This window comes from Pseudomonas putida (assembly GCF_050989985.1).
Lineage (GTDB): Bacteria > Pseudomonadota > Gammaproteobacteria > Pseudomonadales > Pseudomonadaceae > Aquipseudomonas > Aquipseudomonas putida_AI.
The window spans coordinates 5,355,080-5,371,323 of the sequence record NZ_CP158815.1 but is presented as its reverse complement, the minus strand read 5'-3'; the positions used below and the strand labels follow the sequence as shown (position 1 = coordinate 5,371,323).

At 62.1% G+C, this 16,244-nt stretch carries 14 protein-coding genes; 6 read left to right on the top strand and 8 right to left on the bottom strand.

Annotated elements, in window-relative coordinates; all coding sequences use genetic code 11:
• Positions 1 to 115 precede the first annotated feature (115 nt).
• Genes emhC through ABTV29_RS24585 form a run of 3 tightly spaced genes read right to left on the bottom strand, consistent with a single transcriptional unit; the run spans position 116 to position 5,898 of the window.
• Positions 116 to 1,576 (bottom strand): efflux RND transporter outer membrane subunit EmhC, encoded by a 1,461-nt coding sequence (emhC, locus tag ABTV29_RS24595; RefSeq protein ID WP_433767207.1) that lies wholly within the window; start codon positions 1,574 to 1,576, stop codon positions 116 to 118.
• Positions 1,576 to 4,737, bottom strand: a complete 3,162-nt coding sequence (gene emhB / locus ABTV29_RS24590; RefSeq protein ID WP_433767206.1) for an efflux RND transporter permease subunit EmhB — start codon at positions 4,735 to 4,737, stop codon at positions 1,576 to 1,578. Before emhB ends, emhC begins: the two co-directional genes overlap by 1 nt.
• Positions 4,738 to 4,740: 3 nt before the next feature.
• The gene (locus ABTV29_RS24585) at positions 4,741 to 5,898 is read right to left on the bottom strand and encodes an efflux RND transporter periplasmic adaptor subunit (RefSeq protein WP_433767205.1); all 1,158 of its coding nucleotides are present in this window, start codon (positions 5,896 to 5,898) and stop codon (positions 4,741 to 4,743) included.
• Positions 5,899 to 6,166: 268 nt separating this feature from the next.
• On the opposite strand from ABTV29_RS24585, the gene ABTV29_RS24580 reads away from it, so the two are divergent.
• Positions 6,167 to 6,799, top strand: coding sequence for a TetR family transcriptional regulator (locus tag ABTV29_RS24580; RefSeq protein WP_433767204.1), 633 nt, complete (start codon positions 6,167 to 6,169; stop codon positions 6,797 to 6,799).
• Between the two features lie 375 nt (positions 6,800 to 7,174).
• Here the strand turns inward: ABTV29_RS24580 and ABTV29_RS24575 are convergent, their stop codons facing one another.
• Genes ABTV29_RS24575 through ABTV29_RS24565 form a run of 3 tightly spaced genes read right to left on the bottom strand, consistent with a single transcriptional unit; the run spans position 7,175 to position 9,749 of the window.
• Positions 7,175 to 8,224 (bottom strand): alkene reductase, encoded by a 1,050-nt coding sequence (locus tag ABTV29_RS24575; protein ID WP_433767203.1) that lies wholly within the window; start codon positions 8,222 to 8,224, stop codon positions 7,175 to 7,177.
• 20 nt (positions 8,225 to 8,244) lie between these two features.
• On the bottom strand, positions 8,245 to 9,411 hold the full coding sequence (locus ABTV29_RS24570) for an MFS transporter (protein WP_433767202.1): 1,167 nt from the start codon (positions 9,409 to 9,411) through the stop codon (positions 8,245 to 8,247).
• A gap of 35 nt (positions 9,412 to 9,446) precedes the next feature.
• Positions 9,447 to 9,749, bottom strand: coding sequence for an ArsR/SmtB family transcription factor (locus tag ABTV29_RS24565; protein WP_110966785.1), 303 nt, complete (start codon positions 9,747 to 9,749; stop codon positions 9,447 to 9,449).
• A 170-nt stretch (positions 9,750 to 9,919) separates the two neighbouring features.
• Here ABTV29_RS24565 and ABTV29_RS24560 point away from each other — a divergent pair, with 170 nt between their 5' ends.
• Positions 9,920 to 10,498, top strand: a complete 579-nt coding sequence (locus tag ABTV29_RS24560) for an ACP phosphodiesterase (protein WP_433767201.1) — start codon at positions 9,920 to 9,922, stop codon at positions 10,496 to 10,498.
• Positions 10,499 to 10,624: 126 nt separating this feature from the next.
• Here the strand turns inward: ABTV29_RS24560 and ABTV29_RS24555 are convergent, their stop codons facing one another.
• Both ABTV29_RS24555 and olsB read right to left on the bottom strand, forming a co-directional pair.
• Entirely contained in the window at positions 10,625 to 11,416 is a 792-nt protein-coding gene (locus ABTV29_RS24555) for a lysophospholipid acyltransferase family protein (protein WP_433767200.1), read from the bottom strand.
• Complete coding sequence (gene olsB, locus ABTV29_RS24550; protein ID WP_433767199.1) at positions 11,416 to 12,171, bottom strand: L-ornithine N(alpha)-acyltransferase; 756 nt, start codon at positions 12,169 to 12,171, stop codon at positions 11,416 to 11,418. The genes ABTV29_RS24555 and olsB overlap by 1 nt, the downstream gene beginning before the upstream one ends.
• A 155-nt stretch (positions 12,172 to 12,326) precedes the next feature.
• Here olsB and ABTV29_RS24545 point away from each other — a divergent pair, with 155 nt between their 5' ends.
• From ABTV29_RS24545 to ABTV29_RS24530, 4 genes are all read left to right on the top strand, one after another.
• Positions 12,327 to 13,214, top strand: coding sequence for an acyl-CoA dehydrogenase (locus tag ABTV29_RS24545; protein WP_433767198.1), 888 nt, complete (start codon positions 12,327 to 12,329; stop codon positions 13,212 to 13,214).
• Positions 13,215 to 13,371: 157 nt separating this feature from the next.
• On the top strand, positions 13,372 to 14,466 hold the full coding sequence (locus ABTV29_RS24540) for a serine hydrolase domain-containing protein (protein WP_433767197.1): 1,095 nt from the start codon (positions 13,372 to 13,374) through the stop codon (positions 14,464 to 14,466).
• Positions 14,463 to 14,786 (top strand): amidase, encoded by a 324-nt coding sequence (locus tag ABTV29_RS24535; RefSeq protein ID WP_433767196.1) that lies wholly within the window; start codon positions 14,463 to 14,465, stop codon positions 14,784 to 14,786. Before ABTV29_RS24540 ends, ABTV29_RS24535 begins: the two co-directional genes overlap by 4 nt.
• A gap of 282 nt (positions 14,787 to 15,068) precedes the next feature.
• Entirely contained in the window at positions 15,069 to 16,244 is a 1,176-nt protein-coding gene (locus ABTV29_RS24530; RefSeq protein ID WP_433767195.1) for a M20 aminoacylase family protein, read from the top strand.

Here is a 16,244-nt window from a genome sequence, read left to right as displayed (position 1 = left end):
CCGGATCAACTGTAGGAGCGAGCCTGCTCGCGATGAGGCCAGAACAGGCGCCACACCTTTGCGGCAGATAACAAAAAGCCCACCAATAGGTGGGCTATTTGCATTTACAGCGCTATCAGAACATCCGCATCTTCGGCGCTTCTTCCTTCAATGGCTCGTTCTTCGCCGTCTGTTCGTTCCAGCCACCACCCAGCGCCTTGTACAGGTTCACGGCGCTGACCAGCTGCGCCAGGCGGTCGGTGATCAGCGCCTGTTGGGCGCTGAACAGCTGACGCTGGGCATCGAGGAAGGTCAGGTTGCTGTCGACACCGATGCGGTAGCGACGCTCGGCCAGGCGGTAGTAGTCCTGGTTGGCGCTGACGAAATCACGCTGCGCCTGCAACTGATGGGTGTAGGTCTCGCGGGCGGCCAGGCCGTCGGCGACTTCCTGGAAGGCCGTCTGAATGGACTTCTCGTAGTTCGCCACGCCAATGTCCTTCTGGATTTTCGAGTAATCCAGGCTGGCGCGCAGGCTGCCGGCGTTGAAGATCGGCAGGTTGATCTGCGGCTGGAACAGCCAGGTGCCCGAACCGCCCTTGAACAGGCCGGACAGGTCCGGGCTCAGGGTGCCGGCATTGGCGGTGAGGCTGATGCTCGGGAAGAACGCAGCCCGCGCCGCGCCGATGTTGGCGTTGGCGGCCTTGAGGTTGTATTCGGCTTGCAGGATGTCCGGACGACGTTGCAGCAGGTCCGATGGCAGGCCAGGCGGTACTTCGCTCAGCAAATCATCGTTGAGCGGTTGGGCCGCTTGCAGGTTGGCCGGAATGCCGGTGCCGAGCAGCAGCACCAGGCTGTTTTCATCCTGGGCGACCTGGCGGGTGTACTTGGCCAGTTGCGCCCGGGCGTTTTCCACCGAGGTCCGCGACTGCGCCAGATCCAGGGCCGAGGCGACACCCACTTCGTTGCTGCGGGCGGTGAGCTTGTAGCTCTCCTCGAACGCGGCGAGGGTGTCCTGGGTCAGCTTGTACAGTTCCTTGTCGGCCTGCCAGGTCAGGTAGGCATTGGCCACGCTGGCCACCAGGCTGATCTGGGTACTGCGCCGGCCTTCTTCGGTGGCGAAGTACTTCTGCAACGCTTCTTCGCTCAGGCTGCGAACCCGACCGAACAGGTCGAGTTCATAGGCGCTGATACCGACGGTGGCCGAGTAGGAACTGACGATGCCCGACTGACCCGATTGCGTGGCGTTTTCCGGAACCCGCTGGCGGCTGCCGCTGCCATTGGCCGAAACGGCCGGGTACAGATCGGCACGCTGGATGCGGTACTGAGCCGCGAAGGCGTCGATGTTCAGGGCCGCGACACGCAGGTCACGGTTGTTTTCCAGGGCGACCTGGATCAGCTGTTGTAGCGCCGGGTCATGGAAAAACTGCTTCCAGCCTTGCTCCGCGGCGGCCTGTGCAGGCGCCTGGGCCGGCGAGTACGCCTGGCCCTGCGGGTATTGATCGGCCACCGGCGCTTGCGGCTGCTGATAATCGGGAATCAGCGAGCAACCACCGAGCACAAAGGCGGCAACTGCCAGGGAAAGTAGCGACTTGCTCATTAGCCAGCCTCTTTAGAAGGTTCAATGGCATCGTCCTGGCTGGCGATTTTGCGCTGGCCCATGGACGACACGGTGACAAAGAACAGCGGGACCCAGAAGATCGCCAGTACGGTGGCGGTGATCATACCGCCAATCACACCGGTACCGATTGCATGCTGGCTACCGGAGCCTGCGCCCGTGGAGATGGCCAGTGGCACCACACCGAGAACGAAGGCGAGCGAGGTCATGATGATCGGTCGCAGACGCATGCGGCAGGCTTCGATGGCCGCATCGCGCAGACTGCGCCCATGTTCGTGCAGCTCCTTGGCAAATTCGACAATCAGAATGGCGTTTTTCGCCGCCAGACCGATAGTCGTCAACAGACCCACCTGGAAGTACACGTCGTTGGACAGACCGCGCAGGCTGGTGGCCATCAGCGCACCGATGATCCCCAGCGGTACGACCAGCATCACCGCAATCGGAATCGACCAGCTTTCATACAGCGCCGCCAGACACAGGAACACCATCAGCAGTGACAACGCGTACAACGCCGGAGCCTGGGAGCCGGACAGACGTTCCTCATAGGACAGACCGGTCCAGGAGATGCCGACACCCGCTGGCAGTTTCTTGGCGATGGCTTCGACTTCGGCCATGGCTTCACCGGTGGAATAACCCGGGGCCGGGGCACCGAGGATTTCCATCGCTTCCACGCCGTTGTATCGGGCCAGTTTCGGCGAGCCGTAGATCCACTCGCCCTTGGCGAACGCCGTGAACGGAACCATGGTGCCGTCGCGGTTGCGCACGTACCACTTCTGCAGGTCTTCCGGACTCATGCGCGCGCCGGGCTTGCCTTGCACGTACACCTTCTTCACACGACCACGGTCGATGAAGTCGTTGACGTAGCTACTGCCCAAGGCAATCGACAGCGTGTTGTTGATGTCGGCGATGGTAATGCCCAAGGCACTGGCCTTCTCGTCATCGATTTCCAGCTGGTACTGCGGTTCGTCGTTCAAACCGTTCGGACGCACTTGCGTCAGCACCTTGCTTTGCGCGGCCATGCCGAGGAACTGGTTGCGGGCTTCCATCAACTTGTCGTGACCGATACCGGCGCGGTCCTGCAGGAACACGTCGAAACCGGTGGCGTTACCCAGCTCCAGTACCGCAGGCGGGGCGAAGGCGAACACCATCGCATCGCGGAAGGTAAAGAAGTGCTGCTGCGCACGGGCCGCGACCTTGAACACGCTGTTATCGGCGTTACGCTCGTCCCACGGACGGAGCATGATGAACGCCATACCCGAGCTCTGGCCACGACCGGCGAAGTTGAAGCCGGTCACGGTAAACACCGAGTTCACCGCGTCGCCTTCACCGCCATCCTTGCCCGGACGCAGCAGGAATTCACGCATCTGGTCCACGACCACCTGGGTACGCTGGGACGTCGAACCGGCCGGGGTCTGCACCTGGGCGAACAGTACGCCCTGGTCTTCTTCGGGCAGGAACGCGGTCGGAATGCGGGTGAACAGCCAGATCATGCCGACGACGATGATGATGTAGGCCAGCAGGTACGGAGCCTTTTGCGCCAGCATGTTGCCTACGCCACGCTCGTAGCTGCGTACGCCACGGTCGAAGTTGCGGTTGAACCAGCCGAAGAATCCGCGTTTGGGCGTGCCGTGCTCGCCTTTGGGAATCGCCTTGAGCATGGTGGCGCACAGCGCCGGGGTGAAGATCAAGGCCACCAGTACCGACAGGGCCATGGCCGAGACGATGGTGATCGAGAACTGCTTGTAGATCACACCGGTGGAGCCGCTGAAGAACGCCATCGGCAGCAGTACCGCCGACAGTACCAGAGCGATACCCACCAGGGCGCCCTGGATCTGGCCCATGGATTTCTTGGTGGCTTCCTTGGGCGACAGGCCTTCTTCGCTCATCACCCGTTCGACGTTCTCCACCACGACGATGGCGTCGTCCACCAGCAAGCCGATGGCCAGCACCATGCCGAACATGGTCAGGGTGTTGATGCTGAAACCGGCGGCCGCGAGGATGCCGAAGGTACCGAGCAATACCACCGGCACAGTCATCGTGGTGATGACGGTGGCGCGGAAGTTCTGCAGGAACAGGAACATCACCAGGAACACCAGCACGATCGCTTCGACCAGGGTTTCAACTACACCCTTGATCGACTCGGTCACCACCGGGGTGGTGTCGTACGGGAACACCACTTCCATCCCTTGCGGGAAGAACGGCTTGAGGTTGTCGATGGTCTTGCGCAGCGCTTTTGCCGTGTCGAGGGCGTTGGCACCGTTGGCCAGTTTCACTGCAAGGCCCGAAGCCGGCGCGCCGTTGAACTGGGCGTTGATGCTGTAGTTCTCGCCACCCAGGCCTACTTCGGCGACATCCTTCAGGCGAACCTGGGAGCCATCCTTGTTGACCTTGAGCAGGATCTTGTTGAACTGCTCGGCGGTTTGCAGGCGGGTCTTGCCGATGATCGTCGCGTTCAGCTGGGTGCCGGGCAGGGCAGGCAGGCCGCCGAGCTGGCCGGAGGAGATCTGCACGTTTTGCGCGGCGATGGCGGTCTTGACGTCGATCGGGGTCAGGTTGAAGTTGTTCAACTTGGCCGGATCCAGCCAGATACGCATGGCGTACTGGGAACCGAACACCTGGAAGTCACCGACACCGGCGGTCCGCGAGATCGGGTCCTGCATGTTGGACACGATGTAGTTGGACAGGTCGTCCTTGGTCATGCTGCCGTCGCGGGACACCACGCCGATCACCAGCAGGAAGTTCTTCACAGCCTTGGTCACGCGGATACCCTGCTGCTGCACTTCTTGCGGCAGCAGCGGGGTGGCCAGGTTCAGCTTGTTCTGTACCTGGACCTGCGCGGTGTCGGAGTTGGTGCCTTGCTCGAAGGTCGCGGTGATGGTCATGGTGCCGTCGGAGTTACTTTCCGAGGACACATAACGCAGGTTGTCGATACCGTTGAGCTGTTGCTCGATCACTTGCACCACGGTGTCCTGCACGGTTTGCGCAGATGCACCCGGGTAGGTCACGGAAATGGCGATCGCCGGAGGCGCAATGCTCGGGTACTGGTTGATCGGCAGCCGCAGGATCGAAAGTGCCCCGACCAGCATGATCACCAGGGCAATTACCCAGGCGAAAATCGGACGGTCGATAAAGAATTTCGACATGGTTTACTCCCCTTTGCCGCTGGAAGCCTGTTCAGCTGCCTTGGCGGGGGCCGGATTCTTCGCACCGACGTTGGTCGCGTCTGTAGGCTTGACGACGACACCTGGCTTGACGAATTGCAGACCTTCGGTGATCAGGCGATCGCCGGCCTTCAGGCCGTCTTCGATCAGCCATTGGTTGCCGACGGTACGGCTGGCTTTGAGCTGGCGCAGTTCGACCTTGTTGTCGGGACCGACGACCAGTGCGGTCGGCGTGCCCTTGAGGTCGCGGGTCACGCCTTGCTGCGGGGCCAGAATCGCCGCGCTGTTCACACCGGCCTGCAACTGGGCGTGGACGAACATGCCCGGCAGCAGGGTGTGCTCAGGGTTCGGGAACACTGCACGCAGGGTCACGGAGCCGGTGGTCTGGTCGACCGAGACTTCGGAGAACTCCAGCTTGCCTTCCTGCTTGTACTGGCTGCCGTCTTCGAGGGTCAGCTTGACCTTGGCGGCGTTGTCGCCGGCCTTCTGCAGGCGACCGCTTTCCAGTTCGCGGCGCAGTTGCAGCAATTCCACGGAGGACTGCGTCACATCGACGTAGATCGGGTCAAGTTGCTGGATGACGGCCATCGCTTCGGTCTGACCGTTGCTGACCAGCGCACCTTCCGTCACCGCAGAGCGGCCGATACGGCCGGTCAGTGGCGCGTAGACCTTGGTGTAGCGCACATTGATCTGGGCGGTTTGCAGCGCGGCTTCCGATTGCAGGCGGTTGGCCACGGCGGTGTCGTATTCCTGGCGGCTCACCGCCTGCTCGTTGACCAGTTGCTGGTAGCGGTCGGAAATCGACTTGGTGGAGCGCAGGTTGGCCTCGGCACTTTTCAGTGTCGCTTCATAGACCGACGGGTCGATCTGGTAGAGCTGCTGGCCTTCCTTCACGTCGCCGCCTTCCTTGAACAGGCGCTTGAGAATGATGCCATTGACCTGTGGGCGCACTTCCGCGATGCGGTACGCACTGGTGCGGCCCGGCAGATCGGAGGTCAACGTAAACGTTTGCGGTTGCAGGGTGACGACGCCGACCTGAGGCGGTGGTGCGGCCGGTGCCGCTTCTTCCTTTTTGCATCCGCTAAGCAGCGATGCCAGGGCGACGGCGGCGACCAGAGCGGTAACAGCTGGCTTGAATTGCATGAAAATCCTCGGGTCAGGCGCGTTGGGGAACGCACAAGAAAAGATGGAAGGTTAAAAAATGGGTGCTGGGTGGATAAGTAGCTTGCTAAGGAATATACTTACGTTCATGGTTGTTTGTAAATACCTTGGCTATGTATCCTCACCGTTACAGAAGCCGCCGCAAGGTTCGAATTGTAGGCCCGGGGACGGGACCCCAGAACGCTCGCCCCACTTTTATTCAGCTGATATTCAGACATCGCTGAAGCACCCTGATTGAGGTTGTACTGCCATGGTCCGTCGCACCAAAGAGGAAGCTCAAGAAACCCGCAACCAGATACTCGAAGCGGCTGAAAAAGCCTTTTACGAGCGGGGCGTGGCCCGTACCACGCTGGCGGATATCGCGACTCTGGCCGGCGTCACTCGCGGGGCCATCTACTGGCATTTCAGCAACAAGGCCGACCTGGTCCAGGCCATGCTCGACACCCTGCATGAGCCTTTGGACGAGCTGGCCAAGGCCGCCGAGAGCGAAGACGAACTCGACCCCCTGGGCTGTATGCGCAGGTTGCTGATCCATTTGTTTCATGAAGTTGCACTGGACCCCAAGACCCGGCGCATCAATGAAATTTTGTTTCACAAGTGCGAATTCACCGATGAAATGTGCGACCTGCGCCAGCAGCGCCAGACCGCCAGCCTCGATTGCAACATGCGCATTGGCCTGACCCTGCGTAATGCCGTGAATCGTGGGCAGCTGCCGGCAGACCTCGACACTGCCCGGGCGGCCATCAGCATTCATGCCTACATCGACGGCCTGCTGTACCAGTGGCTGCTGACCCCCGAGAGCTTCGAACTGCACACCGAGGCCGAGCGCTGGGTCGATATCGCGATCGACATGCTGCGTCTGAGCCCCAGCCTGCGTAAATGAAACAACATGCGTAATCGGCTCCACGGGTGTCAATCGCTGAAGCCGTAGATGAACAGTTCTTCACGGGCGCAGCGGCAGTGGGGGGCTTTTATATACTTAGGTTTGACCGGTTGACAGGCAGTTAGCTCAGTATTTTGTAGGGATTTTGTGTCGCCCTTGTGAGAAAGCGCGAATGCCAGGGTCGGAGTCGATCCCTGTAGGAGCGAGCCTGCTCGCGATGGTCGTCAACGATAACGCGCAAAGCCAGATACCCCGCGCCGAGCTTGGTTTTTTCGCGAGCAGGCTCGCTCCTACAGGGGGATGCGTGAAACCCGCAACAAACAAAAAGCCCCGGCTCTCACGAGTCCGGGGCTTCTGCATTTCAACGGCTGACGATTACAACGTCGGATAGTCGATGTAACCGACCGGGCCTTTACCGTAGAACAGCTCCGGACGCGCTTCGTTCAGCGGTGCATCGGCTTTCAGGCGAGCGGGCAGGTCCGGGTTGGCAATGAACGGGATGCCGAAGGCCACTGCATCAGCCTTGCCCGCTGCCAGCCAGGCGTTGGCGCTGTCCTTGGTGAAGCGTTCGTTGACGATGTACGGGCCGCCGAAGGCTTCCTTGATTTGTGGGCCGAGGCTGTCGGCGCCTTCTTTCTCGCGGGAGCAGATGAAGGCGATGCCGCGTTTGCCCAGTTCGCGAGCGACGTAGGTGAAGGTTTCGGCCAGGTTGTCGTCGCCCATGTCATGGGAGTCGGCGCGTGGTGCCAGGTGTACGCCGACACGGCCGGCGCCCCAGACTTCGATGGCGGCGTCGGTCACTTCCAGCAACAGGCGCGCACGGTTTTCCACGGAGCCGCCGTACTGGTCGGTACGCTGGTTGGTGCTGCTTTGCAGGAACTGGTCGAGCAGGTAGCCGTTGGCACCGTGGATTTCCACGCCGTCGAAGCCGGCGGCCTTGGCGTTTTCCGCGCCGACGCGGTAGGCATCGACGATGTCGGCGATTTCAGCGGTTTCCAGGGCGCGTGGCGTCGGGTAGTCGGCCAGCGGGCGAACCAGGCTGACGTGGCCTTTAGGCTGGATGGCGCTCGGAGCGACCGGCTTTTCGCCGTTCAGGTACGACTCATGGGAAACACGGCCGACGTGCCACAGTTGCAGGAAGATCTTGCCGCCCGCGCCGTGGATCGCCTTGGTGACGTTGGTCCAGCCACGTACCTGGTCGTTGGACCAGATGCCCGGGGTGTCCGGGTAGCCGACGCCCATCGGGGTGACCGAGGTGGCTTCGCTGAGGATCAGGCCGGCGGAGGCGCGTTGTACGTAGTACTCGGCCATCAGTGCGTTGGGCACGCGACCTTCGTCGGCGCGGCAGCGGGTCAGCGGAGCCATGATGATGCGGTTGGACAGCTCGAGGTCGCCCAGTTTGATCGGATCGAAAATAGTCGTCATTTCTAAACCCTTGTGAGGTATCAGTTGGTAGCAGGAGCCAGTTCGGGATTACCGCTCTGACGGAAAGTGATCAGGGTCAGGACCAGGGCGAATACCGCCAGTGCGGCAGCCGCCAGAGGCACGCTGGTCAGGCCGTAGCCGTGGGCGATGACGCTGCCGCCGACCCAGGCGCCCAGGGCGTTGCCGACGTTGAAGGCGCCGATGTTCAGGGTCGAGACCAGGTTCGGGGCGGCCTTGCCGTAGGTCACCACGTTGACCTGCAAGGCAGGCACAGCGGCAAAACACGCGGTGGCCCAGAGGAACAGGGTGATTTCGGTCGGGATCAGCGCGACGCTGGTCCAGGTCAGCACCGTGGACACCACGGCCATCGCGATGAATACGCCGATCAGCGTTGCGGCCAGGCCTTTGTCGGCCAGCTTGCCGCCAATGATGTTGCCGACGGTCAGGCCCAGGCCGATGAGCATCAGGGTCCAGGTCACACCGCGAGGGGAGACGCCGGTGACGTCGCCCAGCAGCGGCGCGACGTAGGTGAACAGGGTGAACACCGAGGCTGCGAACATTGCGGTCATGCTCAGGGACAGCCAGATGCCGGCGCCTTTGAGGGCACGCAGTTCGGCGCGCATATCGAGTTTTTCTTCATCGCGCTTGGCCGGCAGGAAACGAATCAGGCCGATCAGGGCGATCACACCAATCACGGTCACCGCCCAGAAGGTCGAGCGCCAGCCGGCTTGCTGACCGAGGGCAGTACCCAGCGGCACACCCAGCACGTTGGCCAGGGTCAGGCCGGTGAACATCAGGGCCACGGCCGAGGCGCGCTTGTTGGCGGGCACCAGGCTGGCGGCCACCACCGAACCGATGCCGAAGAACGCACCGTGGCACAGGGCAGTCACCACCCGGGCGAACATCAGTACGTTGTAATCAGTGGCCACCGCACAGAGCAGGTTGCCGACAATGAAGATGCCCATCAACACCACCAGCGCGGCCTTGCGCGGCAGTTTGGCGGTCGCCAGTGCCATGAACGGTGCACCGATGGCCACGCCCAACGCATAGCCCGTCACCAGCCAGCCGGCGCCGGGGATCGAAACACCAAGGTCGGCCGCCACGTTGGGCAGCAAGCCCATGATGACGAATTCGGTGGTGCCGATGGCGAAGGCGCTTAGCGCCAGTATGAGTAGCGAGAGGGGCATGGGTTTGTTCCTTGTCGGCTTGCTGACGTTAAGGGTCAGAGCTCTTTGCTGAATGTTTTGAGGAATTCCTGGATGGTTTCCTCGTTACGTTTGAAAAAGTGCCACTGGCCGACTTTGCGGCTGCTGATCAGGCCGGCGCGTTGCAGGGTCGCCAAATGGGCGGACACCGTGGACTGCGACAAACCGCAACGTTGGTCGATCTGCCCGGCACAAACGCCGTGCTCATTGCTGTGGCTCTGATCGGGGAATTCGACGTCCGGGTCTTTTAGCCAGTGCAGGATTTCTCGCCGTACCGGGTGCGCCAGGGCTTTTATTATTTCGTCGAGATTGATGGTCATGATGTGGGCTCGTGATGTGTAAAACGCTATATCGCGATGAGGCGAAATTTAAATCGTTATTTCGCGATATACAAATATGATTTCGATCTCACGACCGAGCAAATCGGTATATCGGGTTATAACGATACATTGGCTGTAACGTTACAAGGGGGCAGTGCTAAGCTGCGCGGATGAACTATCTCGCACATCTTCACCTCGGTGGCCAGCGCCCCGGTCAATTGCTCGGCAGCCTGTATGGCGATTTCGTCAAGGGACGGCTGCAAGGGCAGTTCGAGCCGGAGATCGAAACGGCCATCCAGTTGCATCGCAGCATCGACGTATTCACTGACCGCCATCCGCTGGTGGATGCGTCCCTGTCGCGCTTTTCCCTGACCCGCAGGCGTTACGCGGGGATCGTCCTCGACGTGTTTTTCGACCACTGCCTGGCCCGCGACTGGCGGCTGTACGCCGACCGTCCGCTGGAGCAGTTCACTTCGGACGTGTACCGGGTGTTGTCCAGCCAACGGCAATTGCCGGAGCGCCTGGCGAGGATTGCGCCGCACATGGTGGCCAATGACTGGTTGGGGTCTTATCGGGAATTTGAAGTGCTGGAGCAGGTGCTGGGGGGGATTTCGCGGCGCTTGACCCGGCCGGAGGAACTGGCGGCCGCGATGCAGGAATTGCGGGTGTTGTATGAGCCGTTGAGTGAAGACTTCCGGTTGTTCTATCCGCAGCTTCAGGCGTTTGCCCAGAACCCGCCAAGCGCATGAAACCAATGTGGGAGCGAGCCTGCTCGCGATTGCGGTGTTCGATTCAACATCCTCATTGAATGTTGAACCGCTATCGCGAGCAGGCTCGCTCCCACAGGGTTTTGCATTTCTACATGGAGAATTGCGTCAGGCCGCAATCGCAGGACGCATCGGCGCCCGTTGGGTTTCCGGAATCACCCCGAACAACGCCTTCTGCACCGCCTGTTGCGCTTCGAACGCCAGTGCCGCGCGCTCACGACCTTCGCAGGCAATCGGTTTGAGCAGGTGGATCTCTACTTCACCCCGATCATTGGCAAACAGGCGCATCAGGTGCGAGAGCAGGTCGTCGTCGCCAATGAACGGCGCCAGCGTATCGGGCTCGCCGTTGCGCAGGTAACGGATCGCCACCGGCTGCAACTTCACCTCGGAATCGATCGCCGCCGACAACAGGCGACCATGGAAGGTGCGCAGGGAGCGGCCGTCGGTGGTGGTGCCTTCGGGGAACATCAGCAGTGGATGCTCCTGTTGCAGGTGGCGCGTCATCTGTTTGCGGATCAACTGGCTGTCGCCCGAACCGCGGCGAATGAACAGGCTGCCGGCCTTGGCCGCCAGCCAGCCCGCGACGGGCCAGGTGCGCACTTCGGCCTTGGACAGGAACGACAGCGGCGTGAGCATCCCCAGCAGCGGGATGTCGGTCCAGGAAACGTGGTTGCTGACCCACAGCATCGGGGTCTTTGGCAGCTCGCCTTGCACCCTGATGTCGAAGGGCAGGGCATTGCTCAGGCGGGCCATGAAAAACCGCGACCAGCGCTGGCGTCGCACCATCGAATGGGCCAGGCCCAGGCGTTCGAATACACCGAACACACTGGCCATGCACAGGCCCAGCACGACCACCAGCAGAACCCGGGCGATTCGCGCGTAAACGCGCAACCGACTCATCAGACAGCCGCCTTGAAGTGTTTGGCGTAGCGCGGGCAAAGCTCGTCGCGCTTGAGCAGGATGAACACATCGGCCACCTGGAAATCTTCGTCCCAGCACGGCTCGCCGCAGATCTTCGCACCCAGGCGCATGTAGGCCTTGAGCAGCGGTGGCATTTCGGCGATGACGTTGGAAGGGATGTCCAGCGCGGGCAGCGGCTTTTTCGGCTCGGCGCGCAGGTGTTCGGTGCACAGGTAGCGTTCGCGCAGACGCTGCATGATGGCGTGGGCCTGGATGCCGCCGTCCTGCATCGGAATGCTCGCGCAACCCATCAGATAGCTGTAGCCGCCCTGGTTCAGGACTTCGGCCAGTTCGCCCCAGAGCACGGCGATGGTGCCGCCGTTGCGGTAGGCCGGGTCGACGCAGGTACGGCCGATTTCCAGGATCGGGCCCTTCAGATGGACCAGGCCATGCAGGCTGAATTCTTCTTCGCTGTAGAACTTGCCCAAGGTGCTGGCGGCCGCGTGGTCGAGCAGGCGGGTGGTCGCCACCAGACGTCCGGTATTCAGGTCGCGCACGCCGATGTGGAAGCAGTGAATGTCGTAGTCATCCATGTCCAGACCCAGCTCCGCGCCCTTCAGCTTGGCGTTAAATTCGCCGCTGAATACGTTGAAACGCAAGGCCTGTGCTTCTTGCAAAGCCTGGGCGCCAACCAGGCGTTCGGCTTGCAGGCGGCGTTCATTGCCGGTGTCACTGATGCGGGCGATCTGAGTCATGGCGATTCTCCGTGCGGGCTGCTCACCCGTCTGTGGGTTACAGCGGATCGACTTTCTTTATCCAGCCTTGTTGTGCAAAGTCAGGCTATGTAGCCCCGGTGTCATCGCCGTTAAGCTTTGGTGATGCTTATATGACAGCCCACAAGGAGCCTCTTATGCCCTGGCAAACCCTGTTGAACCGCCGCGATCGCCTGCCCGCCGACCCGGATCTGGGAGAGGGGTTCGCGACCTTGTTGCAGCAGTTGGGCAACGTCACTGCGTTTGAACTGGCGGTGGCTGGCGCACGCTTGATGGCGACGCCGGGGCTGGCGTTTCTGGTGGGCTATCAGGCGGCGTTGCGCATGCTCTGGCCGAGCGCGCCACCCAGCCTTGGCGCCCTGTGCGCCACCGAGCAACGCAGCGTGCGACCGGCTGACATGCAGACCCGGCTGAATGGTTTGCGCCTGAGTGGGCGCAAGGATTTCGTCACCGCGGGGGACGCGGCCGACTGGCTGCTGGTGGCCGCCCGTTGTGAGCAACCCGGCGAGGATCCGCGCCTGAGCCTTGCCGTGGTCTATCCCGGTGAGCCAGGCGTGCGCCTGGAAAAGCTGCCGGCCATTGCGCTGATGCCAGACATCAGCCACGGCCGGGTGTTTCTCGATAACGCGCTGTGCGAGTTGCTGGCGGGGGATGGTTGGGATGCTTACGTCAAGCCGTTCCGCACCCTGGAAGACATCTATGTGCTGAGCGCGATGACGGCCTGGTTGTATGGCGTTGGTCAGGAGTGCGACTGGCCGCAGACTTTGCAATTGCGCTTGCTGGCATTGCTGGCCGGTTGTGCGGAAGCCAGTCGGCAGGCGCCAAATAATCCGGCCGGGCATGTGTTGCTGGGTGGGTTGTTTGCGCAGTTCGAGGCGCTCAAGGGTGAGATCAATCAAGCGCTGGCCGGGGGGGCGCCGCAGTGGGCGACGATGTGGCAGCGCGACCAGGCGGTGATGGATCTGGCGGCGGGGGCGCGGGGCAAGCGGTTGGCCAAGGCACTGGCTGGCTCTTCATTGAATTGACTGGCGCCATCGCGAGCAGGCTCGCTCCCACAGTTTGAAATGCATTCCCCTGTGGGAGCGAGCCTGCTCGCGATGGCGGCCTGACAGACAACACAAATCCCGGAACTGTCATCAACCTCGACTAGGCTCAGCGGGTTAATCCCCAAGAGCCCACGCCATGTTCAAAGGCTTGTCCCTGTTTTTCATCCTGCTGCTCAGCCTCTCGGCACAGGCCGAAAACTGGCCCGCCGAGCAATGGGCCACCGCCCCGACCATCACCGGCCCGGCGCTTGCGGCACTTGAGACCTACGCCTTCCCACCCCGCGAAGACAGCACCCGCAAAGGCATCCGCACCGACGCCTTGCTGGTGATTCGCGACGGCCAGTTGATCTACGAACGTTACGCCGGCCCAACCTCCGCCGACACCCCGCACCTGACCTGGTCGATCAGTAAGAGCCTGATGGCCACGGTGCTCGGCGTGGCCTATGGCGAAGGCCGGTTCAAGCTGCAGGACCCGGCGGCCAACTATTACCCGCCGCTGAAAAAACACCCGAACCTGACCATGGCCGACCTGCTGCACTGGGCCTCGGGCCTGGACTGGCAGGAAGACTACGAATACGCGCCGCTGAAATCCTCGGTGGTGGCCATGCTCTATACCCGTGGGCACCCGGACATGGCTGCGTTCACCGCCGGTCATGACAGCTACGCCGCGCCCGGGCAGGCGTTTCGTTATTCCAGCGGTGACAGCAATCTGTTATCCGCCGCGTTGAAAACCATCGTCGGTCCGCAGCGCTATGCCGACTATCCGTGGACCGCACTGTTCGAGCCGCTGGGCATCCGCCATGCGGTCTGGGAAAGCGACGCCACGGGCACCTTCGTGGCCTCGTCCTACGCCTACCTCACCGCGCGCGATCTGGCCCGCATCGGTCTGTTGATGGCCCGCGACGGTCGCTGGGGGGATCGACAGTTGCTGCCCAGGGATTGGGTCGCATTCAACCGCGAGCCGTTCGCGCATTACCGGGCCGATCAGGATGACGCGGTGCCGGGTGGCCATTGGTGGCTCAATCGCGCTGCGGATGGCGCGGCTCGACCCTGGCCCGATGCACCCGCCGACACCTTCGCCGCGCTGGGTCATTGGGGCCAGGCGATGTTCGTGATCCCCAGCGAAAACCTGGTGATCGTCCGTTACGCCGATGACCGCGATGACAGTTATCGGCACAACGAACTGCTCAAGCTCGCGCGCAACGCGTTCGCCGGGAAGGTGCAGCCATGAGCGGTTTCCTGCGTCGCCATCCGATCCGTTCGCTGCTGCTGATCCTGCTACTCGCGTTGCTCGGCTGGATCTGGCACGAGCGAGTGGCCTTGTGGGCATTCCCCGACATCATCAGCGCCTACACCGCCAAGGAATATTGTTCGTGTCGGTATGTGATGAATAACGACGAGCAGTATTGCCGTGGCTATGTGAAGCAGTGGCTGCCGTTCAGTGGTTTTACCGATGACAGTGCGGGCAAGCGCGTCACCGTCAGCGGCATGGGGCGCAGCAACAGTGCGGTGTGGATTGGCGAACATCAGGGCTGTCGCCTGAACCCCTGACACCAGATACAACACCTGTGGGAGCGAGCCTGCTCGCGAAAGCGTCGGCACACGCAACACAAGCAGTGAGGCTGCAATTGCTATCGCGAGCAGGCTCGCTCCCACAGGGTTTCAGGTGAGTTTCAAATCTTCGGCCTCTCTGGTTCCACACCGTGGAACCACATTCGATTGTCCTCGTGCGCGACTCGCGGTTATCTGGCGGTGAGCGCGACCTGCCTTGATGTGTCGCGAAATCGCCGCGAACAAAAAGAACGGGAATTCACCCGGCACGAGGACAACTTCATGACCCGACACCAGCACATCCTTGCCTGGCTCAACGACGTGGCCAGCGATCTGCACGCCACACGCCACGACATTCACGCCCACCCGGAACTCGGCTTCGAGGAAAACCGCACCTCGGCACTGGTCGCCCGCTCGCTTGCAGAATGGGGCTATGAAGTACACACCGGCATCGGCAAGACCGGTGTGGTTGGCGTGCTGCGCAACGGCAGCAGCTCGCGCAAGCTCGGGATACGCGCCGACATGGATGCGCTGCCGATCATCGAAAACACCGGCGTGGCCTACAGCAGCCAGCATCAGGGCTGCATGCACGCTTGCGGGCATGACGGCCACACCACCATGCTGCTGGGGGCTGCGCGCTACCTGGCGGCGACCCGCCAGTTCGACGGCACCCTGACCCTGATTTTCCAGCCCGCCGAAGAAGGCCAGGGCGGTGCCGAGGCAATGCTCGCTGATGGTTTGCTCGAACGATTCCCCTGCGATGCGCTGTTCGGCATGCACAACATGCCGGGTCTGCCGGCGGGGCACCTGGGTTTTCGCGCAGGCCCGATGATGGCGTCCCAGGACCTGCTGACCGTCACCATCGAAGGCGTCGGCGGCCACGGCTCGATGCCCCATCTGGCGGTGGACCCGCTGGTGGCGGCGGCCAGCGTGGTCATGGCCCTGCAAACCGTGGTCGCGCGCAACATCGATGCACAGCAGGCGGCGGTGGTCACAGTGGGCGCGTTGCAAGCCGGGGAAGCGGCCAATGTGATTCCACAGCAGGCCATCTTGCGCCTGAGCCTGCGGGCGCTCGATGCCCGGGTGCGTGAACAGACCCTCGAACGCGTGCGCGCGATCATCGAATCCCAGGCCGCCAGTTTCGGCTGCACCTCACGCATCGAACACCGCCCGGCCTATCCGGTGCTGGTCAACCACGCCGCCGAAACTGAGTTCGCCCGCCAGGTCGGTGTCGAACTGGTTGGCGAAGACGCCGTGGACGGCAACACCGCCAAACTCATGGGCAGCGAAGATTTCGCCTGGATGCTGCAACGCTGTCCCGGCGCCTATCTGTTTATCGGCAACGGCGTGTCGCGGCCGATGGTGCACAACCCGGCCTACGACTTTAACGACGACATCCTCATCACTGGCGCGGCGTATTGGGGCGCGCTCACCGAGAGCTGGCTCAAGCCGGCCTGA

Excerpts from the sequence above, each read along its gene's own strand:
- emhC (WP_433767207.1), bottom strand. The coding sequence starts at position 1,576 with ATGAGCAAGTCGCTACTTTCCCTGGCAGTTGCCGCCTTTGTGCTCGGT.
- emhB (WP_433767206.1), bottom strand. The coding sequence starts at position 4,737 with ATGTCGAAATTCTTTATCGACCGTCCGATTTTCGCCTGGGTAATTGCC.
- ABTV29_RS24585 (WP_433767205.1), bottom strand. The coding sequence starts at position 5,898 with ATGCAATTCAAGCCAGCTGTTACCGCTCTGGTCGCCGCCGTCGCCCTG.
- ABTV29_RS24580 (WP_433767204.1), top strand. The coding sequence starts at position 6,167 with ATGGTCCGTCGCACCAAAGAGGAAGCTCAAGAAACCCGCAACCAGATA.
- ABTV29_RS24575 (WP_433767203.1), bottom strand. The coding sequence starts at position 8,224 with ATGACGACTATTTTCGATCCGATCAAACTGGGCGACCTCGAGCTGTCC.
- ABTV29_RS24570 (WP_433767202.1), bottom strand. The coding sequence starts at position 9,411 with ATGCCCCTCTCGCTACTCATACTGGCGCTAAGCGCCTTCGCCATCGGC.
- ABTV29_RS24565 (WP_110966785.1), bottom strand. The coding sequence starts at position 9,749 with ATGACCATCAATCTCGACGAAATAATAAAAGCCCTGGCGCACCCGGTA.
- ABTV29_RS24560 (WP_433767201.1), top strand. The coding sequence starts at position 9,920 with ATGAACTATCTCGCACATCTTCACCTCGGTGGCCAGCGCCCCGGTCAA.
- ABTV29_RS24555 (WP_433767200.1), bottom strand. The coding sequence starts at position 11,416 with ATGAGTCGGTTGCGCGTTTACGCGCGAATCGCCCGGGTTCTGCTGGTG.
- olsB (WP_433767199.1), bottom strand. The coding sequence starts at position 12,171 with ATGACTCAGATCGCCCGCATCAGTGACACCGGCAATGAACGCCGCCTG.
- ABTV29_RS24545 (WP_433767198.1), top strand. The coding sequence starts at position 12,327 with ATGCCCTGGCAAACCCTGTTGAACCGCCGCGATCGCCTGCCCGCCGAC.
- ABTV29_RS24540 (WP_433767197.1), top strand. The coding sequence starts at position 13,372 with ATGTTCAAAGGCTTGTCCCTGTTTTTCATCCTGCTGCTCAGCCTCTCG.
- ABTV29_RS24535 (WP_433767196.1), top strand. The coding sequence starts at position 14,463 with ATGAGCGGTTTCCTGCGTCGCCATCCGATCCGTTCGCTGCTGCTGATC.
- ABTV29_RS24530 (WP_433767195.1), top strand. The coding sequence starts at position 15,069 with ATGACCCGACACCAGCACATCCTTGCCTGGCTCAACGACGTGGCCAGC.